This window comes from Gordonia amarae NBRC 15530 (assembly GCF_000241345.1).
Taxonomy (GTDB): Bacteria; Actinomycetota; Actinomycetes; order Mycobacteriales; family Mycobacteriaceae; genus Gordonia; species Gordonia amarae.
The window spans coordinates 1-25,379 of record NZ_BAED01000060.1; the positions used below are offsets into that span (position 1 = coordinate 1).

Genomic DNA, 25,379 nt, shown 5'->3' on the forward strand with positions numbered 1-25,379 from the left:
GGGGCGGAGGCCGGGGAGATTCCGGCGGGCGATGAGGGTTTCGGCGACGATAAGGTTGGGGATCCAGCACAGAAACGGGACCGGGGCGTAGGCCCGCGCGAAATTGTCACCGGCGGTGTCGAATCCGCCGAGAAGGGGGATCGTGACGAGCAGCCACACCCGGAGGGTGACGGCGGCGTAGGCGAGGGCGAAGCTGCGGATCATCCAGGCGCGATGATCGGCGATCCGGCCGGACCGCGCCGACGCCCAGCCAGACGCGGTGCTCCACATCCAGCCGACGGCCAGCGCACCGAAACCGATGAGGCCGGTCAGTCCGGCCGCGCTGGTGCAGGCGACGACCAGACCCGACGCCCCGCCGAGCAGCGCGGCCACCGCGTACAGCCTCCCGGAATACCTGTGCGCCAACGGGAACCGGGTCCGCAGCCGGTGGGAGAACTGCGCACCGCCGACCACGAGCGCCACACCCGCGGTGACGATGTGGATATACAGCACCGCCTGGATGAGTGCGGACCGCTGCGCGTAGTTCGCGGCCACCCTGTTGCCGCCGGCCCCGAGTTCGGCCAGGTCACCGCCGAGATACTGCAGCGGCGCGAACACCGCGATCGCGATCGACGTCAGCAGCACCAGCCCGAACAGTCCCCGCCTTCCATCGTGGGTATCTCCCCGCGACGGCACCTGCGCTGAGACGGGATCTGAATCTGTGGTCACACGTCGAGGCTAGGAGCCGTTGCGCGGTCGGCGGAACCGGGAAATACCCTGATTCGTACCCCGATTTCCCGTTCAGCTCAATGGGTTTCGAGGCTCGTCGCCTGCGCTCCTCACACCTCGACCAGCAGTGGGTGATTCATCGCGGAATCCGGGTGGGATGCCGGTCGGCGGGGTCGTCATCCTTGGCGGAGAACAGGACCCAGACCGGGCCGGTGAGCAGCCAGATGACGGTGACGATACCGAGGGCGTCGTAGGTGGCGGCGAGGTCGTCGGCCTGCGTGTCGTCGGCGACGGTGTTGGAGAGCAGGAAGATCGCGGCGGCGGCGATGGCCGCGGCCAGCAGCCACTGAGCGAACAGATGGAGCTCGTGGCGCATGGCGGCCGGGCCGTGTTTGGGTGGCTTCACCGGCTTCGGGCCGCCCGCGAAACGGTGCGCGAAGCGGACGTCGGCCCAGGCGATCATCGAGTGACCGAACGCGACGGTGACACCGAGGTAGATGCCGGCCAGGCCGTGAATGTTGCCTACCGGTGTGCCGCGGTTCAGGTCGAGCGCGACGGCTACCAGCAGGGTGAGGTCAAGCAGCGGCACCAGCAGGAGGATCGCCCTCGACAGGCCGGGCATGCGCAGCAGATAACGGACCGCGAGGCCGCCGAGCACCAGCACCCAGAAACCGATCTCGCAGCCGACGATCACCGCCAGGATCGGGGAGCCGGCGGCGTCCGCGGCAAGGATTGTGTTCGTCATGCGTCCACCCTCGCGCGTGGGCACCACCGCGCGCATCGGCCGTACCGCCGACACCACCACCACCTTCGGAGTCATCCTTTCGTCGGATGACCCGGCGCCCGCACGCTGCGAGAATGGATCGCATGTGGTCCGTTCCGCTGCGCCGCACCCAGCTCGACGACGTGCGGCTCACGGCGCTGTTCTTCGCAGTCGGCGCGGCATTGCAGATCGCCGGTCTCAACCAGGTCAGCGGGCTGCTGTCGGACCGGTTCGGGTCGTGGCTGCCGTGGGTGACGCTCACCGTGGCCGCGGCTTTCCAGCTGCTGCGCCGGGACCGGCCGGCCGCCGCACTGGCCGGGACCACCGCGGTGCTGACCGTCGACGTCGTCCTGTGTCCGACCGTCGCCGTGTGGATCATCTTCTCCGACATCGTGTACGCGGTGGCGTGCTACGGTTCGCAGCGTCTCGTCGGCCGGCTGTACGTGCTCTGCGCGATCGTGTCGGCAGCGGTGGTGGTGCTGCTGGCCGCCGCCGAACAGCCCACGCAGTGGCGGACCGTGTTCGTCGGGATCCTATGGGTGATCGCACTCATCTTCTCGCCCCTGGCGTATGGGCACGCGCTGCGCGAACACCGCACCGCGGCGGAGGTGCAGCGGCAGCACGCCCGCACCCTGGCCACCCTGGCCGACCACGAACGCGTCGAGGCCGTCGAGGAGGAGCGGCGCCGCCTGGCCCGGGACCTGCACGACGTGATCGCCGGGCAGCTCTCCAGCATCGCCGTGCAATCGGCTGCGGCACTGGATAATCCGGCGCTGTCGGACCGGGTTCTCGGGTCGGTCCGGACCATCAGCGTCGAGGCGCTGCGGGAGATGCGCGCGATGATCGACCTGCTGACCGACGGCACAGTTGACAGGAGCCGGGCGACGTCGACGCTGCGGCGCGCCGACCGGCTCATCGAACCCGTCACCGGATCCGGTACTGACGTCGAACTACGTTGCACCCCGGAGGTTCTCGACCCGCCACTGCCACCGCTCGTGGACATCACCGCCCACCACATCCTGGCCGAGGCCCTCATCAACGCCACCAAACATGCTCCCGGACAACCGATCAGCATCGATATCGACATCGCCGGCGACGACCTGGTGCTCGTCGTCACCAATCCGCTCACAGACCCACCCGCGGAGGCCGAACCCGCGCACACCGCACGGGGAATCACCAATATGACCACCCGTGCGGCCGTCGCCGGCGGCACCCTGGCGGCGGGCCCCGGCGACGGCGCGTTCACCGTGACCGCGACACTCCCCCTGCGCACCGCGGGTCACCCCACCGACTCGGCGAAAGAGTATCCATGACAACGGTTTTGATCGCCGACGACCACGCCGCCGTACGTGCCGGGGTGCGGATGATGCTGGAGAACGCCGGCGACATCGAGGTGGTGGGTGAGGCCGCCGACGGCGACGAGGCGATCACCGCCGCCAGGACGCTGCGCCCCGACGTCGCACTGCTCGACGTGCGGATGCCCGGCACCGACGGCATCACCGCCACCGCCACGCTGGTGGCCGAACGGATCTGCCCCGTCGTCATCCTCACCACCTTCGACCTCGATGACTACGTGTTCGGGGCGCTGGCCGCCGGGGCGGGCGGATTCCTGCTGAAGACGGCGTCGGCGGAGACCATCGTCGGTGCGGTCCGGGCGGTGGCCGCCGGTGACGCCGTGCTGGCGCCGGAGGTGACGCGGCGCGTCGTCGACACCTTCCGGTCGGCGCCGCGGACCGAACCCGTGGCGGCGTCCGGGACCCCCGATTTCGGTGCGCTGACCGATCGGGAGCGGGACGTGTTGGGGTGCCTCGGCGACGGATTGTCCAACGGGGAGATCGGCAAGCGGCTCTACATCACCGAGGCCACCGTCAAGACGCACGTGTCGCGGGTGCTGGCCAAGCTCGGGCTGTCGTCGCGGGTGCAGGCGGCGATCCTCGTCCGCGAACACCCGCTGTAGCCGCCCTAGAAGGTGCGCGCCTCCTGCATCGACAGCACGAAGCCGCGGCCCGACGGGGTCTTACAGGTGACCCCGGTGCTGCGGGAGTAGCAGGTGTAGCCGTGGGCTGAGATCGAGTACCCGTACGGCAACACGTGGCGCTCGGAGGAGGTGAAGATCCCCTGGTTGAAGCACGACGGCGTGACCTTGTCGCCCTCCAGGAAGAAGCCCTTGCTCAGCGTGCTGAGCGGGTAGTCGGCGGTTCCCTTGCAGTCGGCACCCGCGGGGATCGGGGCGTACTTCGCCTGGCAGCCCGCGGTGTACCTTGCCTGGCCCAGCCGGCACCAGATGTTGAGGGTCGGCGAGACGAAGGCGACATCACCCCCGGTGCTGTCGGCGCGATAGCGGGCGGGGTCGGCCGCGGTGAACCCCTCGTCGGAAGAACCCGGTGCATCGGTGGTGACCACCGGAGCGGCATCGTCGCCGGTACCGGGCGCATCGGTGTTCGGGCCGGACAGAGAGCCGCCGTCAGAACTGGTGTTCGACGGCGCGGCGGCGTCGGCGGAGCGGGTGACCGTGACCGTCGACATGGCGGACGTGCTCGGCTCGTCGTCGGACGAACAGCCCGTGACCAGGGCCGCGACCACCGGCACGACGACAACACCCAGCAGTGCTGCCCGAATTGTCCTGTTATTCATGGCTTCTCCGATCGCTGTGATCCACACCTGGTCTGGTGGCAGTATCGCCGTTTCCCGGAGATTGTTAGCCGTACGAAGGTTACGTCATCCGTTCAGCCGACATGGCCGACGGGGACGTGCATGTTCGCGTTCTCCGCCTTCTCGACAGTCGTCACCACACCCGACCACGCCAGCACCACACCGCCGACGACGGCCGCGCAGAACGCGACGATCGCCGCCGGCCCCCACCCCGACCGGGTGATGTCGCCGAGGAAGGTGATGCCGACCGCACCCGGCAGCACCGTCTGCCCGACCACCAGCGCCGCCGCCGCACCGTTGACCGAGCCGGTCTGCAGCGCGATGGTGAACAGGTAGAAGCCGCACATGCCGCTGATCAGCAGCCCGTAGAACGCGGGATCGGTGAACAGGTCGGCCACGTCGAACGGGTCGAGGCCGTCGACGATACGGGAGGCCACCGCCATCACCCCGAAGATCGCGCCGGCGATCAGCCCGGTCGCCGACGCGATGTGCCGGTGCAGCCTGCGCATCGCGACGATCCCGAGCACCAGGAGCAGCGGACCGGCCGCGAGCACCACCCAGTGCATCCAGCGGTCGTCGTCGACGCCCTCCTTGCCCGCCGACACCGCCAGCAGCACCAGCGAGGCGACCACCACCAGCACCGCGATCCAGTCGCGCATCGTCAGGTGGATTTTCATCACCACCATCGCCAGCAGCGCGGTGGCCACCAGCCGGGCCGAGATGATGGTCTGCGACAGGAACAGCGGGATCATCCGCGCCGACGCGATGGTGGCGACGAACCCGATGATGTCGAAGATGAATCCGATCAGGAACGGGCCGGTGATCATCGTCGCACCCGTCGACCGCAACGACGGATGCGACTTGTCGGAGCAACGTCGCTCCTCGATGGTCGTCGCGCTCCGCGACACCTTGGCCGCGCCGAGGGCCTGCAACACCGCCGCCGCGGCGAACGCGAACGCGCCGATCGCCGCGACAATCGAACCCGCGATCATCGTCCGGACCCGGTCCCCTCGTGGTGCCGTTGGGGAAAGGATCCGGAGTGGTTCATGGCTGCACCTCTGCTAAGGCTGTTGCGGCTGGCTCCCGGAATCCGGCCCATCCGGAGCATCCGGGGCCTCCGGGCGCTCGGGCGCGTCCGGGGCATCGGGTATGTCCAGGTTGTTCGGGGTCTCCGGGGTGTTCTCGAACCTGGACTCCCTCGATTCGCGGGTCTGCCGGAAGGAGTCCGATTCGTTCCGGTCCACTTTACGCAGCACCAACTCGCCGTAGGGAACCCCGAAGAGGTAGAGGGGCCCTTTGTACCCGGTGCGGGTCTTGTGCAGTTCCGCCCGGTAGACGACATCGCCGATCCCGCCCGGTGTGACCGTCCCACCCTTGCGGGTCGGCTTGATCACGTACTGATTGGTGTTCCACGGCCCGACGCCGCCCTCGTCGTAATAGAGCCGGTTCCCGATCACCCGCGCGTTCGACGGCACCGCCGACGTCGGCGTGAACGACGGTCCGCCCGTCACCACCGTGGACAGCTCGTAGAATCCCGACTCGATCTTCGCCGACGCCTCGCCCGTGCCTGCCACCGCTCCCCCGATGGCCGCCGCACCCACGATGACGCCCGCAACAGACTTCCCCACCCAATGCTTCGTCATGACCGGCAGTGTAGCGGGCACCACAGTTGATCCAAAGCCGCGTTCAGCGCACGCCCGGCAACCTCTGCCCCATGCAAAGAGGCATCGCACAAGGTGCGATACCTCTTTGTTTCGATAGATCAGACGAATTCGATGGGGTCAGACGAAACAGCCCCTGGCGTGCGGACGAGAGATCGGGCGGATATCTCGGACAGCCACCGCGAGTCAGTGCTTCTTATGCACCTTACGCAAGTAGACGTCGCCGACGATCACGCCGAACTCGAACAGCATGCCCTTGTACCCGTAGGGCGTCTTCTTGAAGTCGATGCGCAGTGTCCACTCGGATACCGGATCGGGCGCCGAGGACGCGACACCGCCGTGCCGGGTCGGCCTGATCTTCATCCTGCTCATGTCCCAGGGGAGGAATCCCGTCGGGTTGCCGATCAGGGTGTTGCCGACGACTTTGGCAGGTTGCACGGGCATGGGCAGGATGCCGTACTCGTACCACTGGATCGTGTACCAGCCCGAGTCGATCTTCGCCTCGGCCGAACCCGCGCCGACCGCCACACCCGACATCGCGGCGGCACCGACCAGCGCACCCGCGATCCACTTCCGTAGAGCATGTTTAGCCATGGGAAGGAAACTTAATATGTCCGCCCGGATGACACCCGAATCGGTGACACCGTCGGTCAGCGGACCTTGCGCAGGATCATGTCACCCATGGCGACGCTGCCGGTGCTGTACATCGTCCCCTTGTAGCCGTATCGCGTCTTCCTGAACTCGATACGGGAGTACCACTGCGAGGCCGGATGGGTCGTGAGGAACGACGCCATGCCCCCGGACCTGGTGGGCTTGATCTTTTGGCTGTACAGGTTCCACGGTCCGACGCCCCAGTAGTCGTAGAACAACGTCGAACCGATCACCCGGGCGTTGGCCACCGGAGTCGGGATCACGCCGTACACGAACTGCTGCATCTTGTAGCGACCCTGATCGATCTTCGCCTCGGCCGAACCCGCGCCGACCGCCACACCCGACATCGCGGCGGCACCGACCAGCGCACCCGCGATCCACTTCCGTACTCCATGTTTTGCCATGGGCAAGAAGGTAGTGGGTACGGGTGACTGACACCCGAACCGGTGACACCGCTCGCCCTGTCCGGCTACTTGGGTTCGAGGACCTCGGTGCCGACGAAGCGGGCCAGTTCCGGCGGCAGGACGACCGAGCCGTCGGGCTGCTGGTGGTTCTCCAGGATCGCCACCAGCCAGCGGGTGGTGGCCAGGGTGCCGTTGAGGGTGGCCGCGACCTGCGGTTTCCCGTTCTCGTCGCGGTACCGGATCGACAGGCGCCGCGCCTGGAAGGTGGTGCAGTTGGAGGTGGACGTCAGCTCGCGGTAGGTGTTCTGGGTGGGTACCCACGCCTCGCAGTCGAACTTGCGCGAGGCCGACGAACCCAGGTCGCCGCCGGCGACGTCGATCACCCGGTACGGCACGTCGATCGCGGCGAGCATCTCCCGCTCCCAGCCGAGCAGCTTGCGGTGTTCGGCCTCGGCGTCCTCGGGTTTGCAGTAGATGAAGCCCTCGACCTTGTCGAACTGGTGCACGCGGATGATGCCGCGGGTGTCCTTGCCGTAGCTGCCGGCCTCGCGGCGGAAGCAACTCGACCAACCGGCGTACCGCTTGGGGCCGTCGGACAGGTCGAGGATCTCGTCCATGTGATAGCCGGCCAGCGGCACCTCGGAGGTGCCGACGAGGTACAGGTCGTCGTCGGGCAGGTGGTAGATCTCGGCCGAGTGGGCGCCGAGGAAGCCGGTGCCGGCCATCACCTCGGGACGCACCAGCACGGGCGGCACCATCAGGGTGAAGTCGTTGGCCACGGCCTTCGCGGCGGCCATGTTGAGGAGGCCGAGCTGCAGCAACGCACCCTGGCCGGTGAGGAAGTAGAACCGCGAACCCGACACCTTGGTGCCGCGCTTCATGTCGATCAGGCCCAGCGATTCACCGAGTTCGAGGTGGTCCTTGGGGTCGTCGAGCTTGCGGGGTTCGCCCACGTGCTCGAGGACGATGTAGTCGTCCTCGCCGCCGGCGGGGGCCTCGTCGGCGACGATGTTGGAGATCGAGCGATGCGCGGCCGCGGAGGCCTCATCTGCCTCGTTCTGGTTGGCGACGGCCGCCTTGACCTGCTCGGCCAGTTCCTTGCCGCGGGCGAGCAGGGCGGTCTTCTCGTCGCCGGCCGCCTTGCCGACCTGCCTGCCGAGCGCCTTCTGCTCGGCGCGCAGCCGGTCGGCCTCGAGGATCGACTGCCTGCGGGTCGCGTCGGCGGCCAGCAGCGCGTCGACCAGGCCCTCGTCCTCGCCGCGTTTGCGTTGCGAGGCGCGTACCAGGTCGGGATTGTCGCGAAGAATCTTGAGGTCGATCACGAGAGAAAAGCCTACCGGCCTGCCGGTTCGTCGCCCGTTTCGCCTCACCGACCAGGGCACAACGGCCATACCTCTGGGTCCGAGCGCCTCGGGCAGGCATGATGGACGGTGATGAAAGACCGAGACGAAGCCCGCGACCCGCAGGACCCGGACGACCCGCACCTGGATGACGCCGTCGCAGCCGACGACACCGATGACTGGGTCGACGCCGACGGCTCCGAGACAACGGTGCTGCCCCCGGTCGACCGAGACTCCGGAAAACTCGCGTACGCGCAGGTCCCCGACGACGACCCTGAGAACGACGACAAAGCCGAACCCGAACGTGGGTCCCGGCGCGGGCTGCTCGGCAATCCCCTGCGGGTGGTCCTGTCCGCCGCGGTGATCGGTGCGCTCATCGCCGGCGCGATCGCGCTCGTCCAGGGCGTCGGCGACGGCGGCGATGTCGCGAACACCGGCATCGGCGGCAAGGAGAAACTGGCCAAGAACGCCTTCACCGAATCGGTGGTCGGCGACTGCCTCGACTGGCCGGCGGGCAATCCCGGTGACCCGAAGAAGGTGAACTGCGATCTGCGGCACCGGTTCGAGGTCGCCGGGCCGCTCGACACGGCGCTCCTGCCCGGTTCGGAGTTCGGCGAGTCCGCCACCTGGCCCGGCGAGCAGCGGTTCGCCCAGATCCGCGACGAACAGTGCGCGGTGATCGTCGACCGCTACCTCGTCGGCAAACGCGACCCGAACGGCCGGTTCTCGGTGAGCATGATGTTCCCGTCGCAGGTGCAGTGGGACAAGGGCGCGCGCGCACTGCGCTGTGGCCTGCAGCAGACCGGCCCCGACAACAAGCCCGCCCAGTTCGCCGGCAAGGTGGCCAACCAGGACCAGTCGTTCAAGTGGGCCCCCGGCACCTGCGTGGGCATCGACGCCGCGCGCAAGCCGACGGCCGAGGTGAACTGTGCCGAGAAGCATTCCTTCCAGACCACCGGAACGGTCGATCTCGCGGTCAAGTTCGGTGACCGGGTGGCGAACCGGCCGTGGCCGTCGAAGGAGGAGCAGAACACCTTCCTGGCGTCGGTGTGCCCCGGCCAGGCTGAACGGTTCATGGGCGGCAAGGCGAAGCTGGAGGCCACCACGCTGAATACGCAGTGGTCGGTGATCCTGGAACCGAGCTGGCTGGCCGGCAGCCGCACCGCCGTCTGCTACCTCGGTCTGCCCGACCGCGGCGGTTTCGCCACACTCGTGGGCGACGCCCGGGAGACGCTGCTGATCAACGGCAAGCTGCCGGTGCCGCCGCCGCAGGCCCCGCCGGGCCGGGCGCTGCCCACCCCGGTGCCGCTGCCGGGTGGCTACGACGCCAACGACCTCGAAGTCCCCGCACCGGCCGGGTGACCCGATGCCCGTTCTCATGTCCGACGACGAGTTCGACGGGCTGGTCTCCGACGCGCTCGACCAGGTCCCGGCCGAGCTGACCGCCGAGATGTCGAATGTCGTGATCCTGGTCGAACCCCGCAACGACGAGGACCCGCACCTGCTGGGCCTGTATGCGGGGGTGGCGCTCACCGAACGCACCACCGACTACGCCGGGTTCCTGCCCGACACCATCACCATCTACCGCGACGCGATCCTCGGGATGTGCCACACCCGCGCGCAGGTGGCGCACGAGGTGACGGTGACGGTGATGCACGAGATCGCCCACCACTTCGGCATCGACGACGCCTGGCTGCACTCCAATGGCTGGGGCTGACAGGCGGCCCCGGATACCGAATACCCGACTGTATTGTCGACGGGTATGACAACCGTTTCAGTGATCACCGGCGCCGGCGGCATGGGCGTGCCCACCGCGCGCAACCTCGGCACCGACCACCACATCGTCCTGTTCGACAACTCGCAGGACCGCCTCGACGCGGCCGTCGCGGCGCTCGACGGCATCGAGGTCACCACTGTTCTCGGTGACGTCACCGACCGCGCCGCCGTCGACGCACTGTTCGCGACCGCGACCGGCATCGGCCCCATCGCATCTGTCGTACACACCGCCGGCGTCAGCCCGAGCATGGGCGACGCCGAATTCATCTCCCGCATCAACGCACTCGGCACCGTCAACGTCGACGAGGCGCTGCTCGCGCTGGCCTCCGGCGCCGTCGCCGACGGGGCCGCGATCGTCAACGTGGCGTCGATGGCCGCCCACCTCGTACCGGCCGAACTCATCCCCGAGACACTGTTCCCCGGCGCGCTGACCGACCCCGACGCCTTCGTCGCGGCCCTGCTGGAGACATACGCACCGTTCCCCGCCGAAGCCCGGTCGGGTTTCTCGTACGCGGTCAGCAAAGGCTTCGTGAAGTGGTACTCGTCGGCGCAGGCCGAACGCTTCACCGCCGCCGGCATCCGCATCGTGTCGGTGTCCCCCGGCTCCGTCGACACCGAGATGGGCAGGCTCGAAGCCGAATCCGGCGCCGGCGCGATGGTCGAGGGCGCCAACGTGCCGCGCTGGGGCACCGCCCAGGAGATGGCCGACCTGTTCACCTACTGTGTGAGCGACAAGGCCGGATACCTCACCGGCACAGACATTCTCAACGACGGCGGAGTGGTGGCGAGTATGCGGGCACGGCAGGGTTGAGAGCTATGACTGCGGCAGGGCCGCGAAGTCGGCCTTGGCCTGGTTGTACCACTTGAGTCCCGAAACAGGCCGCCGCCAACGGCTTTTCATGTCCTTGCGGGCCGGGATGTGGGCCTGATCGCCGGCGTCGACGAGTTCTTTGAGGTGCTTATCCTGCAGGTGGATCACATCGTCGGCGCTCTCGCCCCGGTGCGCGTGGTCGCAGGGTCCGCCGAGTTCACGGCAGGTCATGGTCTTCATGGTGGTTCTCCTTCGCATCAACTTGCTGACGAAATCCACGGTAGAACCTTTCCCACCGCACCACTTCTCGATTCCTGACCACCTCCACCGATCCGTCGGCGGGTCGATCTGCCACGGGGACAAGGGGGCCGAAATCAGGTCCGCCGCATGAGCACAGCTCAGCCCATCGGTTCGACGACGAGGGGCTCGTCGTCGCGGCCGAAGGGGGCGGGGGTGGCGCCCCAGCGTTTGCATACCCAGACTCCGGCGTCGGTGTACTCGATCTCGACCGATCCGGTGTTGGGCAACCGGGTGGCGGCGGCGAACTTCGCGTCGATACCGGTGAGGTGCGAGGCGATGAGCCGGATGGCGGCGCCGTGGCTGATGACGTACACGTCGCGCGGGTCGGGGCCGGTGAGGTGGGCGGCGACGAGGTGGTCGATCACCGGCAGGAAGCGGCCGTGCACCATCGTCAGTGATTCACCGCCGGGGAGTTGGGCGTCGAAATCGCCTGCGTACCAACGGTTGACGATATCGGTGAAGACGCCATGCGCCTCCTCGTCGTGGCGGGATTCGAGGTCACCCACCTGCACCTCGTGGATGCCTTCGAGAGCGACGGGATCCACGTCCCACACCGAGGCGATGGCCTCGGCGGTCTCCCGGGCCCGGCGGGCCAGCGAACTGATCAGCACCGGCTCACCCGCGGTCCGGTTGTCGAGACCGAACCGGACCCCTTGGCGCACACCGAAATCGGTGAGCGAGTCACCGGGCAGCGCGGTATCGAGACGGTGCATCACATTGGCGGTGGTCTCGCCGTGGCGGACCAGGTGCAGGGTCGGCATCTAACCCTCCCCTCGGGTCAGGCCGTCGAACCACCGGACGCTGTCGGCGGTGTCCGGGGGCGGCGAGCCGACTGCGGTCTCGGCGGGCCACGATCCCAGGTACACAACGGATTCGACGTTCCGGTGCAGGGCGCGCAATGCCTCGCCGACCGCGTCGTCGGCGATATGCCCGACGGCGTCGAGATAGAAGCGGTACTGCCCGGCGTAGGTCTTGCCCGCGCTCAGGTCGCGCCGCGGCCTGGACTCGATCCGTGTGAGATCGACTTTGCGCGCGGCGAATTCGTCCATCGCCCGCATCAGGCTGCCGGGTTCGTTGGGCAGGCCGAGGATGACGGCCGTGCGGTCGCCGCCGGTGGGTGCGGGCGGCGCCGCGGGGCGCCCGACGAGCAGGAACCGGGTGACCGCGTCCTCGGCGTCGGCGACACCGTCGGCCAGGACCGTCAGCCCGTGCAGCTCGGCGGCGAGCCCGGTGGTGATGGCCGCGTCGGCACGCCCCTCCTCCACGTCGACCGCGGCCCCGGCATTCGATGATGCGACGGCGAAAACCGCTTGTGGGTAAAGTTTCTCGATGCTCATCCGGACCTGCGCCGACGCCACCGGGTAGGCGGCGATCCGGCGGACCTGGTCGGCTTCGAGCGGACGGGCGGCCGCCACGGTGAACGCGATCGGCAGACTCACCTCGGCGAACACCTGCACCCGCTTGCCGTCCACCGGCACCAGCGCGTCCATCGTCGCCGGCACCGAACCCTCCAGCGAACTCTCGATGGGCACACACCCGTAGTCGGCCTCGCCGGAACGGACCATCGCGATGGTGGCGGCGGGATTGGCGGCGGCGATGGTCGTGACGTCGGCGGTACCGATGCCGGGGACGTCCTGGAGCGGTAGCCGCTCGGCGAGCAACCGCTGCAGCGCCATCTCGGTGAAGGTACCCGCGGGACCGAAGTAGGCGATCACCGTCGGGTCCGTAACAGTCTGGGCAGGCACCACCAAAGATTACCGGCAGCCGGTGACCGGATCCCCGGCGTTTAGGTCCTTGTGACCAAATGTTCGCAATGACTTCCACTCGAGCCGCAGATTAGGTTAGGGTTGCCTTATTGATGCACGCCACACCGGTCCGCGCCGACGAAGCGGACCCCCGACCACCACCCAGGCGCGAGGAGCACTCATGACACAAGCGGTCACCAGCCGGCCATCACACGCTGAGCTCATCGTCACCGCCTGTCGCCGGGTCTCCGACGCCATGCTCGCCGTCGAAGGCACCGAACCCACCCCGCTGTCGGTGGTGCACCTGTTCGAGTCGCAGGCCTTCATCCTCGCCCCCACCGACGGCGACGCCATGGCTGCGGTCCACGAAGCCGACGGCCTCGCCGCCATGCTCGAGATCACCGACTGCGCCCCCATCGACCTGCGCGAACGCGTCCGCTCCCTCATCTGGCTCAACGGCACCCTCTTCCCCGTGCCCGCCGGCCTCGAACGCGACCTCGCCGTCGAGATCGCCACCGAGCACCCCGACGACGGCCTCCTCGACGTCGGCCACGGCCACTCCCTGCTCCGGCTCCAGCTCAACTCCGCCGTCATCGCCACCGGCTCCGGCGCCGCGTCGGTCACCGCGGGCGAACTCGCCGGCGCCAGCCCCGACCCGTTCTGGGAGTACGAGAACGACTGGATCGCCCACCTCGACGCCGATCACGCCGACATGGTCGGCCAGTTCGCCCGCAAACTGCCCAGCCATCTGCGCACCGGCCGCGTCCGGCCCCTCGGCCTCGACCGCTTCGGCATCCGCTTCCGCATCGAAGGCCCCGACGGCGACAACGACGTCCGGCTCTCCTTCCCCCGCCCGGTCACCGACGTCCAGGAACTGTCGTACGCCCTGCGCGGCCTGGCCGGCTGCCCGTTCATCAACAGCCTGCCCGAGTGAACTGGCGCTAGCCTTGCGCGTGTGCGCTCGCGGCTTCGTCTGATCCTTCATCCCCCGGACCGAACCGGGATCGACGTCGTCACCGATCCGGCGTCCCGGCGCGGCATCCTCATCGAGCTGGTGATCGTCGGGATCCTCACGTTCGCGTTCTCCGCGCTGTCGGCGGCGCTGTCCCTGCTGGAGGCGCAGCTCGGTGCCGGGATCAGCGACACCACCGTCGCACTCAATCCGTCGACGTCGAGCAATGCGGCGATCGACGCCGTCCGCGAGATCATGCGGGCGGTCCGGCTGTTCGCGATCGCCGCGCTCGGGGCGTACCTGCTGTGGCGCGGCGGACTGCTGCGCAGGGCCGGGCTCGGCCGCGGACCCCGGGCGTCCGACGTTCCGCCCGGACTGGCCCTGGCCGCTGCCGTCGGGCTGCCCGGCCTGGCGCTGGTCGCCGTCGCGCGCCTGCTCGGTCTCAACGCGAGTCTCGTCCCTGCCGAGACCGACGGCCTGTGGTGGCGGTGGCCGATCCTGATCCTCCTCGCCGTCGGCAACGGCGCCGCCGAGGAGATCGTGGTGGTCGCCTACTTCATCACCCGGCTGCGGCAACTCGGTCTCGGCGCCGACGGCGCGCTGGCCTCGAGTGCCCTGCTGCGCGGCGGCTACCACCTGTACCAGGGCGTCGGCGCCGGTCTCGGGAATGCCGTCATGGGGCTGATCTTCGGCCGCTGGTACCAGCTCACCGGGCGGGTATGGCCGCTGGTGATCGCGCACTCCGTCATGGACATCGTCGCGTTTGTCGGTTATGCCCTGCTACACGACCAGCTGTCGTGGATAAATTGATCGGCCGGCCGCAGCGGGGTGTCGGTCAGATAGGTGGCATCGGCGGCTTCACAGCATCTCGATGCGTAGATTTGGTCGGATGAACGGGAACGAACCGCCGAACAAGCGACGCCGAGGGACCGAACCCCCGGTGCCGCCGGCCGGCGCGCGCCCGCACATGATCCCCCGGCTCACGCCCGACGGCCCCGCCGCCCGTGGCCGGCACGAGGCGCCGCCCCAGCGCGACGCGAGGCCCCAGCAGCCGGGCCCCCGGCAGCATCCCCCGCACGGGCCGGGGCCGCATCGCAGGCCGGTCGCGCCCCCACCCGCGGCGCCGATCCCCCAGCTCGACCCGCAGGACCGGCAGCCGGCGCGGCGCGGTCCACACCACCAGCCCGGCCCGCCCCAATCCGGTCATCGCCAGCCCGATCCGCACGCACCCACCGTCGTCGGGGGCAGGCCGGCCGAGGACTCGCCCGCACTCGCCTACTCGAAGACGCCCGGCGGCCACGGCCATCAGCCGCCCCACCCCGCCCAGCCACCTCAGCAGGGCCGGCCGGGATCTCCTGCGCCGGGCCATCTGGATCCGGTGCGGGTGCCACCGCAGCGGCACAACTACCAGCAGGCCCCGGCCGGTCCACCCCAGCACGGCGCCCCGTTCCCACCGTCGGCGCCGCGCTCACGCAACCCGTTCCGGCGTCGCTCCGGCCGCAGGCTCCGGCTCGGGCGCATCGCCCTGATGGTGGTGATCGCGCTGCTCGTCACGACGATCGGGTCGCTGTTCTACTACGACAGCAAGTTGCACCGCGTCGACGCCCTCGCCTCGTACGCTGGCCGTCCCGGCCCCACCCCCGGCAGCACGTGGCTGATCGTCGGCACCGACTCCCGCGAGGGTCTGTCGCAGGCCGACAAGGACCGTCTGGCCACCGGCGACAGCGACGGCTCGCGCACCGACACCATCATGCTGGTGCACAAACCGCCGAGCGGTAAGTCGATGATCATCTCCATCCCCCGCGACCTGTACGTCGACATCCCCGGCAACGGTCAGCGAAAGATCAACGCCGCCTTCAACTTCGGCGGCCCCAAGCTGCTGGTGCAGACGGTCGAACAGCTCACCAAGATGCGCATCGACCACTATGGCGAGATCGGCTTCGGCGGGTTCGCCGACCTCGTCGACGCCGTCGGCGGCGTCAACATCTGCATCGACACGAACCTGCGCGACCCCAAGGCGGGGCTGCGCCTGAAGAAGGGCTGCCACGACCTCAACGGCAAACAGGCCCTCGGACTGGTGCGCACCCGCGCCTTCCCCAACGCCGACCTCGAACGCGTGGTCAACCAGCGCAAATTCCTCGGCGCGCTGATGGCCAAGGCGACCAGCCCCGGTGTGGTGCTCAATCCGTTCCGGCTCGTGCCGTTCGTGAACGGTGCCGTCGGTTCGCTGACCGTCGACAAGAAGGACCACATCTGGAATCTCGTCAGCCTGGCGATGGCATTACGTGGTAAACCCATCACCACGACAACCCCCAATGCGGGTTCCCAGGTCACCGACGACGGCGATTCACTCATCGTGGGTTCCAACACAGAAGAATTCTTCACCTACCTACGCAAGGGCAAGCCCGTCCCGGACGAGCTGATCCAAAACAGCGGTGGCGCAATCAAATAGCAAACTCGGCGCTTTTCCAGAATTGATGAGGCTTACCTAATAAAGGCTGGTCAGCGGTAGGTTTGCCTTACTAATATTAGGGTGACTTTGGATGCGCAAAGGGTCTTTGTACTCCTAACATGACCGATATGACTGAGCTGATCGACAAAACCGTACGCACCAAATTCCACGATCTCCTGCACGAGCAGATCGCCAACGAGTTCTCCGCCTCGCAGCAGTACATCGCGGTCGCCGTCTACTACGACAACATCGACATGCCGCAGATGGCGCGCCACTTCTACCGCCAGGCCGTCGAAGAGCGCAACCACGCGATGATGATCCTGCAGTACTTCCTCGACCGCGACATGCACATCGAGCTCCCCGGTATCGACGTCCCGCGCTCGGACTTCGACAACTACCAGGCACCCATCGACCTGGCCCTGGCCCAGGAGAAGCGCGTCACCCAGCAGATCGTCGACCTGGCCCGCGCCGCCCGCGACAACGGCGACTACCTCGGCGAGCAGTTCATGCAGTGGTTCCTCAAGGAGCAGGTCGAGGAAGTGGCCACCATGACCACCCTGCAGACCATCGCCGAACGCGCCAACGGCAACCTGTTCGACGTCGAGAACTTCGTCGAGCGCGAGTTGGGCGGTGCCGCGAGCACCGACGCCACCGCGCCGGCCGCGGCGGGCGGGACCATCTGACCCACACCTGAAGGATGCCCGAGCCACGCTGACGCCACAGCTCAGGCGCGCAGGCCCGGCACACCCCAGGCACACACATAGCGGGGCGACCACGATTCGTGGTCGCCCCGCTGTTGTCGTTCTCGCCCCGTCAGCCTCGCCCCGTCAGCGCAGCGTGACCTGCCGGCCGCGGATTCCGTCGCGCGAACGGCGCTGTGCCGGAGTCAGTTCGGCGGTGTCGGCCAGAGCCTCCACCAGCTGCGCGTCGAAGGTGTTGAGCGCCTCGGTCCACTCGTCGGGGTGTTTCTCGGCGTCGAGGTCAAAGACGGGGACGAGCAGTCCGTGCGTGCGGAACGAACCGGCGAACCGCGATCCTTCGCCGAGGGTCAGATTGCCCGCCTCGTGGACCCGGGCCAGGGCGCTCATCAGGTCGTCCTCGTCCTCGGGCCGCACCCAGCGCAGGTGGGCGCGGTCACCGGCGTCGACCCACCAGGGGGCGCCGATGCCGCTGTCGTTCTTGAGCCGAGCCGTCGGCAGGATGGTGTCGTTGGCGCGTTGCAGCATCTGCCCCACCTCCGGTGGTACCGCCGCACCCGGGTGCAGCCACCAGCCGAAGTCGTTGTGCACGGTGATGTCCAGGGTGGCGTCGGCGACCAGCAGCTCGGTCAACGGCGCCGGATCGTCGACCGGCGCGTAGTCGGAACCGACCTCGGCCGTGGTGGCCCAGGTGATCGCCGAGGCCAGGGCCGCGGTCACGTCGGCAGGTTCGGGGTCGGTCTGGGTGGCGACGAAAGCCTGTGGCGCGCCGTCGGTTTCGCGCACAATCCCGGGGACGGCGCCGGGCAGGACGGTGCCGAGCACGATACTGCGGCCGTCGGCGGGCGCGCCCGCGAGGGTCAGGTCCGCGGTCGCGGAGGCGACGAACGCCCGCAGCGCCACCAGGTCGCATTCGGCGGCCAGACCGGCGAACGGCCGCGGCGGTGCGGCCAGGGCCGCCTCCTGCCGCGCCTTGCGGGCGGCCACCCGCTCGGCCCGATTGCTCCCCGGACGTGGTCCGCTGCCGCGCTTGCTCTTCTTAGCCATGGCTCTACCTTGGCAGATGCGTTTCGGGCGGATTCGCCCGGTCTCGCGGCGCGTCTAGACGCCCACCAACCATTCACGTACTTGGGCGGGAGTGTTCGTGGCAAGCCACCGGACGCCGAGTTCTGCGCACAGCTGGACGTCGGCGAGCTCGTCGACGGTCCAGCAGTAGGTGACCCGGCCCGACGCGGCGGCCCGGTCGACGAGTTCGGGGTGCAGGCGCAGGGTCTCGATGGACGGCCCGATCCCGGTGGCGCCGACGGCGGTCGCGGCGCTGCCGCGCAGCACGCGGGAGGTCTCGCCGAGCAGGATCGTCGGCAGCATCGGGGCGTTACGGCGGATGCGCCACACCCCGGCCGAGGAGAACGAGATGACGACGGCACGGCTGTGGTCGGCCGAGGGCGGGGTGGCGACGCCGAACTCCTGCAGCGTCTCCAGGATGGCCTGTTCGACAAGACTGCCGTAGCGCACGGGATGTTTGGTCTCGATGAACAGCCGCACCGGCCTGCGCCAGTCGAGGGTGAGGGTGAGCAGCTCGCGCAGGGTGAGGATCTGTGCCGGTTTGCCGTCGGCGTGCCAGCTGCCGAAGTCGAGTTCGCGCAGCTGCGCCAGCGACATCTCGCTGACGATGCCGGTGCCGTCGGAGGTGCGGTCGACGGTCCGGTCGTGGATGCAGACGAGCTGGTGGTCGCTGGTCATGCGGACGTCGCATTCGAGGCCGTCGGCGCCCTGCGCGAGGGCCAGTTCGTACGCGCGCGCGGTGTGTTCGGGGGCTTCGAGCGACGCGCCGCGATGGGCGACGACGGCGGGCTTCCCCGACCGTGAGACGTGGTCAACCGCGCTCATCGGCACCCCTGACCGAAGTGTCGACCGACATGCCCCGTACGTGTCTGTGGCCGCATAGATGTCGCCGCATGGTTGTCATTGTCACGCCACCTGGACCCATCGGCGAGCCGGCGCCTCGACGTGGGGGGTGTCGTCGAAGACGTGGACGAGTCCGGGCAGCACGAACCAGACGAATCCGGCCGACAGGGCGGTGCTGATGATGGTCAGCCACAGGCCGTCGGCGCCTGTCTGCAGGGAGTCGGAGCGGCTCGCGATGAACCGGGTGCACAGCGCGGCGACGGCGGCGACGTTGACGACGATCCAGGCGATCGCGGTACGGCGCAGGATCTGACCGGCGGCCGGGCGGTCGAGGTCGTCGCGTTGCTCGAGGAGTTCTCGCACCAGGAACGGGGCGCCGACGAGGTTGACCAGCGGGATCGCGGCGTACACCGCGATCTGCCAGGGTTTGCGCGGTTCGAGCAGGCCGTGGCGGCGGTAGGCGGCGGCGCGGGTGCGGCGCAGCCAGGTGACAACGGCCGCGGTGGCGGCGCAGAAGAACAGGAACGCGACCACGCCCGCGGCCCAGACCAGGATGGTGGACGCGGTGTCGAGCCAGCCGGGGATCGGCTTGGTGCGGTTGATCACGAGCAGCACGTACCGCAGCAGGTGGACGACGGCGGTGACCGCCAGGGCGATGGCCGTGACCCGCAGCGTCGCCGGCAGAGCGCTGCCTCGGGGGCGGGTGACGGCCGGGTCGTCGCCGGTCACGGGCTCGTCGCGCAGGCCCCACGCGGGCAGGTAGGTGTACCGCGGGATGGGAGCCGGGCCCGGGTTCTGCGGCGGGCGCGGCGGCGGGAATGTCTCGGGTGGCCGGCGGGCGACCCAGCGCACGTGCGGGCTGCGGTACATGCGGGGTGCGCCGGTCTGCCGGGATGATGGGGGCTGCCGGGATGATGAGGTCTGCCGGGATGATGAGGTTTGTCGGGGTGCGGGCGCGTGCTGAGCTGGGGGCGGGGCCTGATGTGCGGCGGCTCCGGCGGTGGCCGGCGGCCCGCCCGGCCCGGTGTGCGACGAGCCGTCGTCGACGACGCGCAGCGGTCCGCCGCAGCGCGGGCACTGTGTGCGTCCGGGTTTGTGGGGTGCCTGGATGCGGCACCGGGGGCACAGATCGATCATCGACCCGACTCGACCGGCTTTCCGTTCTGCACCCACGCCAACATTCCCCCTTCGACTCCGCTTCCGTCGTAGCCGTTGCGCAGCAGATATTCCAGGACGCGCTGCGACCGGCCGCCGGAGTGACAGATGACGAACAGTTCGGCGTCGGGATCGATCTCGTCGAGCCGCGCGGCGACCTCGGTGAGCGGGATGTGCAGCGCGCCGCGCACGTGGCCGGCGTCCCATTCGTCGTACTCGCGCACGTCGAGCATCAACCGTGCCGGCTGGTCGGTGAAGTCGTCCGGCAGCTGCGTCACCGGGATCTCGGGGATGTCGAACATGCTCACACCGTCCATGGTGTCACAGCGCGGCACATCGACGGGCCGGTATCTGACCCCGCTGCCGCCCCGGCGGCCGGCGCGGTGCGGTGGTTTCACCCGCGCCCATCGCCGCGGCGCGACCGTCGGGCAGGCTGTGCATGCCCGATCCGCGGGTGCTGTGGACTACCCGCGGTCACGGCCCCTCGTGACGGCCGCCGGCAGGGCCGGGAACGTCGGCGGCACGGGTCCGCCGGGGCCGGGACGGGAATGTCGGCCCAGGTCGCAGGCACTATGCAGAACATCATAATTCTATTCACAGGGCGATTGCTGACAGATCTGAGGGTTATACAGAAACCGCTTCTCGACCTGTGGATATCGCTGTGGAATTGTGGATAACGGCTGCACAAAGCCAGAGATAAGTGATGCGCGTCACCGACTATCTCGCATGGTTCGGCGAAATATTCACGACAGTGAACATATGGTCGATCCACAGTTGTTCACAGATATGTGGATAACTTGGGGAAAGGTGTTAGCGAAACCGCGCGACCGGCAGCGCTTCGACCGCGTTGACCGCGCCGGTCACCATGCCCTGCGTCAGCGACGCCACCGATATCTGGCCGCCCGCCAGCCTCGACAGCAGGGGTTTCGGCGTATCGATCGGCACGATCTCGGCGTCGGGATAGCGCTCGGCGATCACCGACCGCAGCACCCCCACCCCGTCGACGACGCCGAGTTCCACCGCCTGCGCACCGATCCAGATGTCGCCGCTGAACAGGACGTCGTCGGGGGCCTTGAGCCGCTTGCCACGCCGCTGCGCCACCCACGCCTTGAACTCGTCGTGCAGCTTGGACTGCAGACTCTCCAGCCACGCGACGTCCTCGTCGGATTCCGGGGAGAACATGTCCATCCGCGCCTTGTTCTTGCCCGCCGAGTACAGCCGTCGCTCGATGCCCAGCCGCGACATCAGATCCTGCAGCCCGAAACCCGACGACACCACGCCGATCGAGCCGACCAGAGAGGTGCGGGCGGCGAAGATCTCGTCCGCGGCGCAGGCGATCCAATACCCGCCCGAGGCCGCCATATCCTCGCAGAACGCGAAGACCTTCACACCCTTCTCCGCCGACAGCTGCCGGATCCGCTCGGCGACGTACTCCGACTGAGCGGGTGAGCCGCCCGGCGAGTTGATCACCACCGCGACCGCCCGCAGGTGATCGATGTCGAATGCGCGGCGCAGCACCTCCTCGATGCCCTCGGCCGACACGCCCCGCTGACCGAACTCGTCGCCGATCGGCCCGTCGACCCGCACCACCGCCACCTTGTCGGTGTGCCGGACCCCCACAACGGTCGCCATCCGCGACATCAGGCCTGTACTCATTCGGACGAGTCTAGGTGGAGTGTTCAGTTCGCGACGAACTCGCGCAGCCGCTCCACCTCGGCGTCGAGTCCGGCGCGCTGCTCCTCGGCGGGCTCGCCGAACAGCTCGACAGCAACCTCGGCCGGGGCCTTACCCCGTGCCTTGGCGACCGACCACGTTCCCGACAGCCACCCGTCGACGAGGATCAGCCCGCGCATCTGCCCGTTGGCCGTCTTGATCGCGTTCAGCGCGTCCTCGCCGGCCACCCGCCGCCGATCGGCGGCCGCGGCGATGACGTGGTCGTAGGGGGCCAGCAGCCGCACCGGGGCCGGTTCGCCGGGATCGGCCAGGCCCAGACCGTCGAGGTCGTACAGGGTTTCACCGTCTGGACCGGTCAGCTTCTCCAGCTCCCAGTCGGCTTCCATCTTCTCCACCAGCGGGGTCAGACCGCCGATACCCGACCACATCTGGATCGCCGCGACCGTCGCCGGCCCGAAACCCCGCAGATACAGCCGGATCAGTTCCGCGCGGGCGTCGTCACCGGTCAGCGCGGGCTCGGCCGGACCCACCCAGTCGTCGAACAGGGCGTAAGTGGGTTTGCCGCGGCCCGACCACAGGCCACGCGGCGGCACCTGCACGAGCGCCAGCGCACACCGGACCACGCGCGTCAGGGTGGCGGGAGCCTCGTCGGGAAACCGCTGAGCCAGGCGTTTGCCCAGGTCATCACCAGCGATCGGGCCGTCGGCGAGGATCGTGCGCGCGGCGTCGACGATGGCCTCCGGGGACGCCGCGACCAGCCGCCTGGTGTGGGTGCCGGTGAGTTCGGCGTCGAGGGCCGGCTGCACCGCGGGCCGGATCCACCGCGCGTCCTCGGTGTCGACGAGGCAGACCGTGCTGCGCAGCAACGCCATCCGCACCGTCTCGCGGTCGGTCATCAGGCCGTCGAGCTCATCCGGGGCGAAGTTCTCCAGCCGGGCGTGCAGCCCGAAGAACGCGGCCTTCGGATCCTGCGACTGCATGCCGACCACCCGGTCGAGGACCTCGACGGCGTCGTCGTCGACGCGTTCGAGCAGATGCTGACGCTGCAGCAGGGTGCGGTTCCACTGCTGCAGGCTGAGCCGGTCGCTCACGCGGGATACTGCAGCCCGGTGGACGCGTGGCAGCGGTAGCCGTTCGGGTTCTTCGCCAGATACTGCTGGTGGTAGTCCTCGGCGTAGTAGAACCGGCCGTCGCCGGCCTGCTCGAGCGACGCGATCTCGGTGGCGATCGCACCCAGACCGGCTTCGGCGACGACCGCGCCGAACCGCTGCGCGCTGTCCCGCGCGAGCTGCGCGTCGTCGTCGCCGACGGTGTAGATGGCCGAACGGTACTGGGTACCGACGTCGTTGCCCTGCTGCATCTCCTGCGTCGGGTCGTGCGTCTCCCAGAACACCTTGAGGACGCCCTCGAGGTCGATGACCTGGGGATCGAACACGACGAGCGTCGACTCGGTGTGTCCGGTGCGGGCCGTGCACACCTCCTCATAGGAGGGGTTGGGCGTGAAGCCGCCCGCATAGCCGACTGCGGTGGTGTAGACGCCGGGCACCTGCCAGAAGATCTCCTCGACACCCCAGAAACAGCCACCGGCCAGAACGACCACCTGGTAGCCGTCGAAGGTGCCGATACCCGCGGCCGACTCCGGGTCGTCGCCGCGCATCGGGTGGCCGAGCACCACATTCGACGCCGCGAGCGGCACCGGGGTGGGGCGGCCGGGCAGTGCCTCGGCCGGAGCGATCATCGTCCGCTTCGACGACGCGCCGGAGAATACCTGATCAAGCCACGACATACCGGCAACTCTACGCGCGTCCCCCTAACCGGGACTTGTGTGATTGCCACCACTCTGATTCAATCGCCGCTGTGACTGTGATCACGATGCAGTCGCGTTGCACCACATCCGGCGTTCACCCGCCGTTTCATGGCGCCCCGGCGTTTCATGGAACACAGCTCTGCTCACAGGTGAGTACCGGTCAGACAGACACGGTTCGGATGATGAGACAGGACGGAGCGGCCATGGCCACGCACGCGACGACGCGTCACACCCAGCCAGGCCCCAGCCGGCCCGCACTCGCGGCAGGTACCGCCCCGGTCCGAGTTCCACACACCACCGACTTTCCCGTGGTCACCGACAAGAGCATCGGCAATCAATGCCGCATCACCGCCCTCACGATCGTCGCGCTGCTCGCCGTCGTGATCGCGCTGGCACTGCTGTGATCGCCCCGGCACTGCTGTGATGCCGGTACTTCTCTGATCACCGTTTTCTTTCGCTGCCGCACCTCTCCTGGTCCGGCATCCTTGCGTTCGCCGCGCGTACAGGGCCGTATGTCGCTACCCATGCGAGTAGATTGGCTCTGGGAACATTGCTTAGGCCTCACGCCCCGAGTAAGTGTGAAGTAATCCCTACGCGCATACCTGCGCCGGGCACTGCGCTCACCCGGGCGTGGAAAGCAGCTCAAACTCGTCAGAGAGGACCATCGTGGCTGAATACACCTTGCCGGAACTGGACTATGACTACGGCGCCCTGGAGCCGCACATCTCCGGCCGCATCATGGAACTGCATCACAGCAAGCACCACGCCACCTACGTGAAGGGCGTCAACGACACCCTCGCCAAGCTCGCCGAAGCACGCGAAGACGGCACCATCGCGGGCAAGGCCTACGGCCTGTCGGCCACCCTCGCCTTCCACCTCGGCGGTCACACCAACCACTCCATCTTCTGGAAGAACCTCTCGCCCAACGGAGGCGACAAGCCCGAAGGCGAACTCGCCGCGGCCATCGACGACCAGTTCGGCAGCTTCGACAAGTTCCACGCCCACTTCACCGCCGCAGCCACCACCCTGCAGGGTTCCGGCTGGGCCATCCTGGGCTACGACACCATCGGCGGAAACCTGGTCATCCTGCAGCTGACCGACCAGAGCGGCAACATCCCCGCCGCCATCATCCCGGTCGTCATGCTCGACATGTGGGAGCACGCCTTCTACCTCGACTACCAGAACGTCAAGCCCGACTACGTCAAGGCCTGGTGGAACATCGTCAACTGGGCCGACGCCGCCGAGCGCTTCGACCGCGCCCGCAGCCAGGGCAACGGCCTGATTGTGCCTGTGTAAATGCGGCGGGCCTGAGTTCTTGGCCCCTTGACCCCCGTTCTTCCTCCCTCCTTCGCGCGGGCTCGTTCCTCGCCCGGCTCAGTCGGTCGTCCAGAACGGGGCGGGGCCAGAAACTCAACCCGCCTGGGCGGCCAAACATGTGGTCGTCTTGGCATCGGCCTCTTGCGTGAACTGCCGGTCACCTTTGGGTGGCCGGCAGTTTCTTTGTTCCTGTGTTCGAATCCGGACACAGACTGTCCGGGTTCGGGCTTAGGTTCTGAGCATGACACTCTCACTCGCCATGATCACCGTCGACACCGCCGACCCACTGCCCATCGCGCGCTGGTGGGCCGAGCAGACCGGTGGCAGCATCGTCGCCGAAAACGAGGGGTGGTTCGTCACCGTCACCCTCGGTGACGGGCAGCCGATGCTGGCGTTCCAGAAGGTCGACGACCCGACACCCGGCAAGAACCGCATCCACCTCGACCTCACAGCGCCCGACCGCGCGGCCGAGGTGCAGCGCCTCATCGCCGCCGGCGCCACCCTCATCGCCGAACACGAGATGCCCGAGTTCTCGTGGACCACCCTCGCCGACCCCGACGGCAACCAGTTCTGCGTAGCCACCGCCGGCACCCACTGACCAAGCA

General features: G+C 68.5%; 30 protein-coding genes. 12 read left to right on the forward strand and 18 right to left on the reverse strand.

Annotation, left to right across the window (positions count from 1 at the left end; translation table 11 throughout):
- Both GOAMR_RS17075 and GOAMR_RS17080 read right to left on the reverse strand, forming a co-directional pair.
- Positions 1-708, reverse strand: a 708-nt coding sequence (locus tag GOAMR_RS17075) for a DUF2306 domain-containing protein (RefSeq protein WP_040515687.1), incomplete at its 3' end; no start/stop codon positions are given.
- A gap of 136 nt (positions 709-844) precedes the next feature.
- Positions 845-1,453 carry a hypothetical protein gene (locus GOAMR_RS17080; protein WP_138943790.1) on the reverse strand — a complete coding sequence of 203 codons (609 nt, stop codon included), beginning with the start codon at positions 1,451-1,453 and terminating at the stop codon, positions 845-847.
- Positions 1,454-1,566: 113 nt separating this feature from the next.
- Between GOAMR_RS17080 and GOAMR_RS17085 the strand changes: the two genes are divergently transcribed.
- Both GOAMR_RS17085 and GOAMR_RS17090 read left to right on the forward strand, forming a co-directional pair.
- Positions 1,567-2,784, forward strand: coding sequence for a sensor histidine kinase (locus GOAMR_RS17085; RefSeq protein WP_050942785.1), 1,218 nt, complete (start codon positions 1,567-1,569; stop codon positions 2,782-2,784).
- Positions 2,781-3,428, forward strand: a complete 648-nt coding sequence (locus tag GOAMR_RS17090) for a response regulator (RefSeq protein ID WP_040515673.1) — start codon at positions 2,781-2,783, stop codon at positions 3,426-3,428. Before GOAMR_RS17085 ends, GOAMR_RS17090 begins: the two co-directional genes overlap by 4 nt.
- Positions 3,429-3,433: 5 nt before the next feature.
- Here the strand turns inward: GOAMR_RS17090 and GOAMR_RS17095 are convergent, their stop codons facing one another.
- From GOAMR_RS17095 to serS, 6 genes are all read right to left on the reverse strand, one after another.
- Entirely contained in the window at positions 3,434-4,105 is a 672-nt protein-coding gene (locus GOAMR_RS17095) for a DUF6636 domain-containing protein (RefSeq protein ID WP_005190708.1), read from the reverse strand.
- 92 nt (positions 4,106-4,197) lie between these two features.
- Positions 4,198-5,115 (reverse strand): DMT family transporter, encoded by a 918-nt coding sequence (locus tag GOAMR_RS17100; protein ID WP_005190711.1) that lies wholly within the window; start codon positions 5,113-5,115, stop codon positions 4,198-4,200.
- A gap of 69 nt (positions 5,116-5,184) precedes the next feature.
- Positions 5,185-5,766 (reverse strand): hypothetical protein, encoded by a 582-nt coding sequence (locus GOAMR_RS17105; RefSeq protein ID WP_138943791.1) that lies wholly within the window; start codon positions 5,764-5,766, stop codon positions 5,185-5,187.
- Positions 5,767-5,970: 204 nt separating this feature from the next.
- Positions 5,971-6,378, reverse strand: coding sequence for a hypothetical protein (locus tag GOAMR_RS17110; RefSeq protein WP_005190718.1), 408 nt, complete (start codon positions 6,376-6,378; stop codon positions 5,971-5,973).
- A 56-nt stretch (positions 6,379-6,434) separates the two neighbouring features.
- On the reverse strand, positions 6,435-6,839 hold the full coding sequence (locus tag GOAMR_RS17115) for a hypothetical protein (RefSeq protein ID WP_005190720.1): 405 nt from the start codon (positions 6,837-6,839) through the stop codon (positions 6,435-6,437).
- Positions 6,840-6,904: 65 nt separating this feature from the next.
- Positions 6,905-8,161 carry a serine--tRNA ligase gene (gene serS / locus GOAMR_RS17120; protein ID WP_005190723.1) on the reverse strand — a complete coding sequence of 419 codons (1,257 nt, stop codon included), beginning with the start codon at positions 8,159-8,161 and terminating at the stop codon, positions 6,905-6,907.
- A gap of 111 nt (positions 8,162-8,272) precedes the next feature.
- On the opposite strand from serS, the gene GOAMR_RS17125 reads away from it, so the two are divergent.
- Genes GOAMR_RS17125 through GOAMR_RS17135 form a run of 3 tightly spaced genes read left to right on the forward strand, consistent with a single transcriptional unit; the run spans position 8,273 to position 10,766 of the window.
- Positions 8,273-9,541, forward strand: a complete 1,269-nt coding sequence (locus tag GOAMR_RS17125; protein WP_005190725.1) for a septum formation family protein — start codon at positions 8,273-8,275, stop codon at positions 9,539-9,541.
- A 4-nt stretch (positions 9,542-9,545) separates the two neighbouring features.
- On the forward strand, positions 9,546-9,896 hold the full coding sequence (locus tag GOAMR_RS17130) for a metallopeptidase family protein (protein ID WP_040515674.1): 351 nt from the start codon (positions 9,546-9,548) through the stop codon (positions 9,894-9,896).
- A 45-nt stretch (positions 9,897-9,941) separates the two neighbouring features.
- The gene (locus GOAMR_RS17135) at positions 9,942-10,766 is read left to right on the forward strand and encodes an SDR family oxidoreductase (protein ID WP_040515676.1); all 825 of its coding nucleotides are present in this window, start codon (positions 9,942-9,944) and stop codon (positions 10,764-10,766) included.
- Positions 10,767-10,769: 3 nt separating this feature from the next.
- Here the strand turns inward: GOAMR_RS17135 and GOAMR_RS17140 are convergent, their stop codons facing one another.
- The 3 genes from GOAMR_RS17140 to pheA form a co-directional block, all read right to left on the reverse strand.
- On the reverse strand, positions 10,770-11,006 hold the full coding sequence (locus GOAMR_RS17140; RefSeq protein WP_005190731.1) for a hypothetical protein: 237 nt from the start codon (positions 11,004-11,006) through the stop codon (positions 10,770-10,772).
- 158 nt (positions 11,007-11,164) lie between these two features.
- The gene (locus GOAMR_RS17145; RefSeq protein ID WP_005190733.1) at positions 11,165-11,827 is read right to left on the reverse strand and encodes a histidine phosphatase family protein; all 663 of its coding nucleotides are present in this window, start codon (positions 11,825-11,827) and stop codon (positions 11,165-11,167) included.
- The gene (gene pheA / locus GOAMR_RS17150; protein WP_005190736.1) at positions 11,828-12,781 is read right to left on the reverse strand and encodes a prephenate dehydratase; all 954 of its coding nucleotides are present in this window, start codon (positions 12,779-12,781) and stop codon (positions 11,828-11,830) included.
- A gap of 211 nt (positions 12,782-12,992) precedes the next feature.
- Here pheA and GOAMR_RS17155 point away from each other — a divergent pair, with 211 nt between their 5' ends.
- From GOAMR_RS17155 to GOAMR_RS17170, 4 genes are all read left to right on the forward strand, one after another.
- The gene (locus GOAMR_RS17155) at positions 12,993-13,745 is read left to right on the forward strand and encodes a DUF2470 domain-containing protein (RefSeq protein WP_005190739.1); all 753 of its coding nucleotides are present in this window, start codon (positions 12,993-12,995) and stop codon (positions 13,743-13,745) included.
- Between the two features lie 21 nt (positions 13,746-13,766).
- A complete protein-coding gene (locus tag GOAMR_RS17160) occupies positions 13,767-14,573 on the forward strand; it encodes a CPBP family intramembrane glutamic endopeptidase (RefSeq protein WP_005190742.1) in 807 nt (268 codons plus the stop codon).
- 79 nt (positions 14,574-14,652) lie between these two features.
- A complete protein-coding gene (locus GOAMR_RS25650) occupies positions 14,653-16,215 on the forward strand; it encodes an LCP family protein (RefSeq protein ID WP_244427439.1) in 1,563 nt (520 codons plus the stop codon).
- Between the two features lie 119 nt (positions 16,216-16,334).
- Positions 16,335-16,898 (forward strand): ferritin, encoded by a 564-nt coding sequence (locus GOAMR_RS17170; RefSeq protein WP_005190751.1) that lies wholly within the window; start codon positions 16,335-16,337, stop codon positions 16,896-16,898.
- 144 nt (positions 16,899-17,042) lie between these two features.
- Here the strand turns inward: GOAMR_RS17170 and GOAMR_RS17175 are convergent, their stop codons facing one another.
- From GOAMR_RS17175 to msrA, 7 genes are all read right to left on the reverse strand, one after another.
- A complete protein-coding gene (locus tag GOAMR_RS17175) occupies positions 17,043-17,960 on the reverse strand; it encodes a DUF5926 family protein (RefSeq protein ID WP_005190754.1) in 918 nt (305 codons plus the stop codon).
- A gap of 54 nt (positions 17,961-18,014) precedes the next feature.
- Entirely contained in the window at positions 18,015-18,803 is a 789-nt protein-coding gene (locus tag GOAMR_RS17180; RefSeq protein WP_005190757.1) for a glycerophosphodiester phosphodiesterase family protein, read from the reverse strand.
- An 81-nt stretch (positions 18,804-18,884) separates the two neighbouring features.
- The gene (locus GOAMR_RS17185; protein ID WP_040515679.1) at positions 18,885-19,958 is read right to left on the reverse strand and encodes a DUF4328 domain-containing protein; all 1,074 of its coding nucleotides are present in this window, start codon (positions 19,956-19,958) and stop codon (positions 18,885-18,887) included.
- Positions 19,955-20,278: a rhodanese-like domain-containing protein gene (locus GOAMR_RS17190; protein ID WP_005190761.1), complete on the reverse strand. Its 324-nt coding sequence runs from the start codon at positions 20,276-20,278 to the stop codon at positions 19,955-19,957. Before GOAMR_RS17190 ends, GOAMR_RS17185 begins: the two co-directional genes overlap by 4 nt.
- Positions 20,279-20,786: 508 nt before the next feature.
- Positions 20,787-21,632, reverse strand: coding sequence for a S49 family peptidase (locus tag GOAMR_RS17195; RefSeq protein ID WP_040515680.1), 846 nt, complete (start codon positions 21,630-21,632; stop codon positions 20,787-20,789).
- A 23-nt stretch (positions 21,633-21,655) separates the two neighbouring features.
- A complete protein-coding gene (locus GOAMR_RS17200) occupies positions 21,656-22,741 on the reverse strand; it encodes a winged helix DNA-binding domain-containing protein (RefSeq protein ID WP_005190765.1) in 1,086 nt (361 codons plus the stop codon).
- Complete coding sequence (gene msrA / locus GOAMR_RS17205; RefSeq protein ID WP_040515681.1) at positions 22,738-23,436, reverse strand: peptide-methionine (S)-S-oxide reductase MsrA; 699 nt, start codon at positions 23,434-23,436, stop codon at positions 22,738-22,740. Before msrA ends, GOAMR_RS17200 begins: the two co-directional genes overlap by 4 nt.
- A 203-nt stretch (positions 23,437-23,639) precedes the next feature.
- Between msrA and GOAMR_RS17210 the strand changes: the two genes are divergently transcribed.
- The 3 genes from GOAMR_RS17210 (at position 23,640) to GOAMR_RS17220 (ending at position 25,372) form a co-directional block, all read left to right on the forward strand.
- Complete coding sequence (locus GOAMR_RS17210; protein ID WP_138943792.1) at positions 23,640-23,861, forward strand: hypothetical protein; 222 nt, start codon at positions 23,640-23,642, stop codon at positions 23,859-23,861.
- 262 nt (positions 23,862-24,123) lie between these two features.
- Positions 24,124-24,753 (forward strand): superoxide dismutase, encoded by a 630-nt coding sequence (locus GOAMR_RS17215; protein WP_005190771.1) that lies wholly within the window; start codon positions 24,124-24,126, stop codon positions 24,751-24,753.
- A gap of 262 nt (positions 24,754-25,015) precedes the next feature.
- Positions 25,016-25,372: a VOC family protein gene (locus GOAMR_RS17220; RefSeq protein ID WP_005190773.1), complete on the forward strand. Its 357-nt coding sequence runs from the start codon at positions 25,016-25,018 to the stop codon at positions 25,370-25,372.
- The last annotated feature ends 7 nt before the right edge of the window (positions 25,373-25,379 follow it).

What these genes read in the sequence shown, in the direction of transcription:
- GOAMR_RS17080 (WP_138943790.1), bottom strand. Translation starts at nt 1,453, where the DNA reads ATGACGAACACAATCCTTGCCGCGGACGCCGCCGGCTCCCCGATCCTG.
- GOAMR_RS17085 (WP_050942785.1), top strand. Translation starts at nt 1,567, where the DNA reads ATGGATCGCATGTGGTCCGTTCCGCTGCGCCGCACCCAGCTCGACGAC.
- GOAMR_RS17090 (WP_040515673.1), top strand. Translation starts at nt 2,781, where the DNA reads ATGACAACGGTTTTGATCGCCGACGACCACGCCGCCGTACGTGCCGGG.
- GOAMR_RS17095 (WP_005190708.1), bottom strand. Translation starts at nt 4,105, where the DNA reads ATGAATAACAGGACAATTCGGGCAGCACTGCTGGGTGTTGTCGTCGTG.
- GOAMR_RS17100 (WP_005190711.1), bottom strand. Translation starts at nt 5,115, where the DNA reads ATGATCGCGGGTTCGATTGTCGCGGCGATCGGCGCGTTCGCGTTCGCC.
- GOAMR_RS17105 (WP_138943791.1), bottom strand. Translation starts at nt 5,766, where the DNA reads ATGACGAAGCATTGGGTGGGGAAGTCTGTTGCGGGCGTCATCGTGGGT.
- GOAMR_RS17110 (WP_005190718.1), bottom strand. Translation starts at nt 6,378, where the DNA reads ATGGCTAAACATGCTCTACGGAAGTGGATCGCGGGTGCGCTGGTCGGT.
- GOAMR_RS17115 (WP_005190720.1), bottom strand. Translation starts at nt 6,839, where the DNA reads ATGGCAAAACATGGAGTACGGAAGTGGATCGCGGGTGCGCTGGTCGGT.
- GOAMR_RS17125 (WP_005190725.1), top strand. Translation starts at nt 8,273, where the DNA reads ATGAAAGACCGAGACGAAGCCCGCGACCCGCAGGACCCGGACGACCCG.
- GOAMR_RS17130 (WP_040515674.1), top strand. Translation starts at nt 9,546, where the DNA reads ATGCCCGTTCTCATGTCCGACGACGAGTTCGACGGGCTGGTCTCCGAC.
- GOAMR_RS17135 (WP_040515676.1), top strand. Translation starts at nt 9,942, where the DNA reads ATGACAACCGTTTCAGTGATCACCGGCGCCGGCGGCATGGGCGTGCCC.
- GOAMR_RS17140 (WP_005190731.1), bottom strand. Translation starts at nt 11,006, where the DNA reads ATGAAGACCATGACCTGCCGTGAACTCGGCGGACCCTGCGACCACGCG.
- GOAMR_RS17145 (WP_005190733.1), bottom strand. Translation starts at nt 11,827, where the DNA reads ATGCCGACCCTGCACCTGGTCCGCCACGGCGAGACCACCGCCAATGTG.
- GOAMR_RS17155 (WP_005190739.1), top strand. Translation starts at nt 12,993, where the DNA reads ATGACACAAGCGGTCACCAGCCGGCCATCACACGCTGAGCTCATCGTC.
- GOAMR_RS25650 (WP_244427439.1), top strand. Translation starts at nt 14,653, where the DNA reads ATGAACGGGAACGAACCGCCGAACAAGCGACGCCGAGGGACCGAACCC.
- GOAMR_RS17170 (WP_005190751.1), top strand. Translation starts at nt 16,335, where the DNA reads ATGACCGATATGACTGAGCTGATCGACAAAACCGTACGCACCAAATTC.
- GOAMR_RS17175 (WP_005190754.1), bottom strand. Translation starts at nt 17,960, where the DNA reads ATGGCTAAGAAGAGCAAGCGCGGCAGCGGACCACGTCCGGGGAGCAAT.
- GOAMR_RS17180 (WP_005190757.1), bottom strand. Translation starts at nt 18,803, where the DNA reads ATGAGCGCGGTTGACCACGTCTCACGGTCGGGGAAGCCCGCCGTCGTC.
- GOAMR_RS17185 (WP_040515679.1), bottom strand. Translation starts at nt 19,958, where the DNA reads ATGATCGATCTGTGCCCCCGGTGCCGCATCCAGGCACCCCACAAACCC.
- GOAMR_RS17190 (WP_005190761.1), bottom strand. Translation starts at nt 20,278, where the DNA reads ATGTTCGACATCCCCGAGATCCCGGTGACGCAGCTGCCGGACGACTTC.
- GOAMR_RS17195 (WP_040515680.1), bottom strand. Translation starts at nt 21,632, where the DNA reads ATGAGTACAGGCCTGATGTCGCGGATGGCGACCGTTGTGGGGGTCCGG.
- msrA (WP_040515681.1), bottom strand. Translation starts at nt 23,436, where the DNA reads ATGTCGTGGCTTGATCAGGTATTCTCCGGCGCGTCGTCGAAGCGGACG.
- GOAMR_RS17210 (WP_138943792.1), top strand. Translation starts at nt 23,640, where the DNA reads ATGAGACAGGACGGAGCGGCCATGGCCACGCACGCGACGACGCGTCAC.
- GOAMR_RS17220 (WP_005190773.1), top strand. Translation starts at nt 25,016, where the DNA reads ATGACACTCTCACTCGCCATGATCACCGTCGACACCGCCGACCCACTG.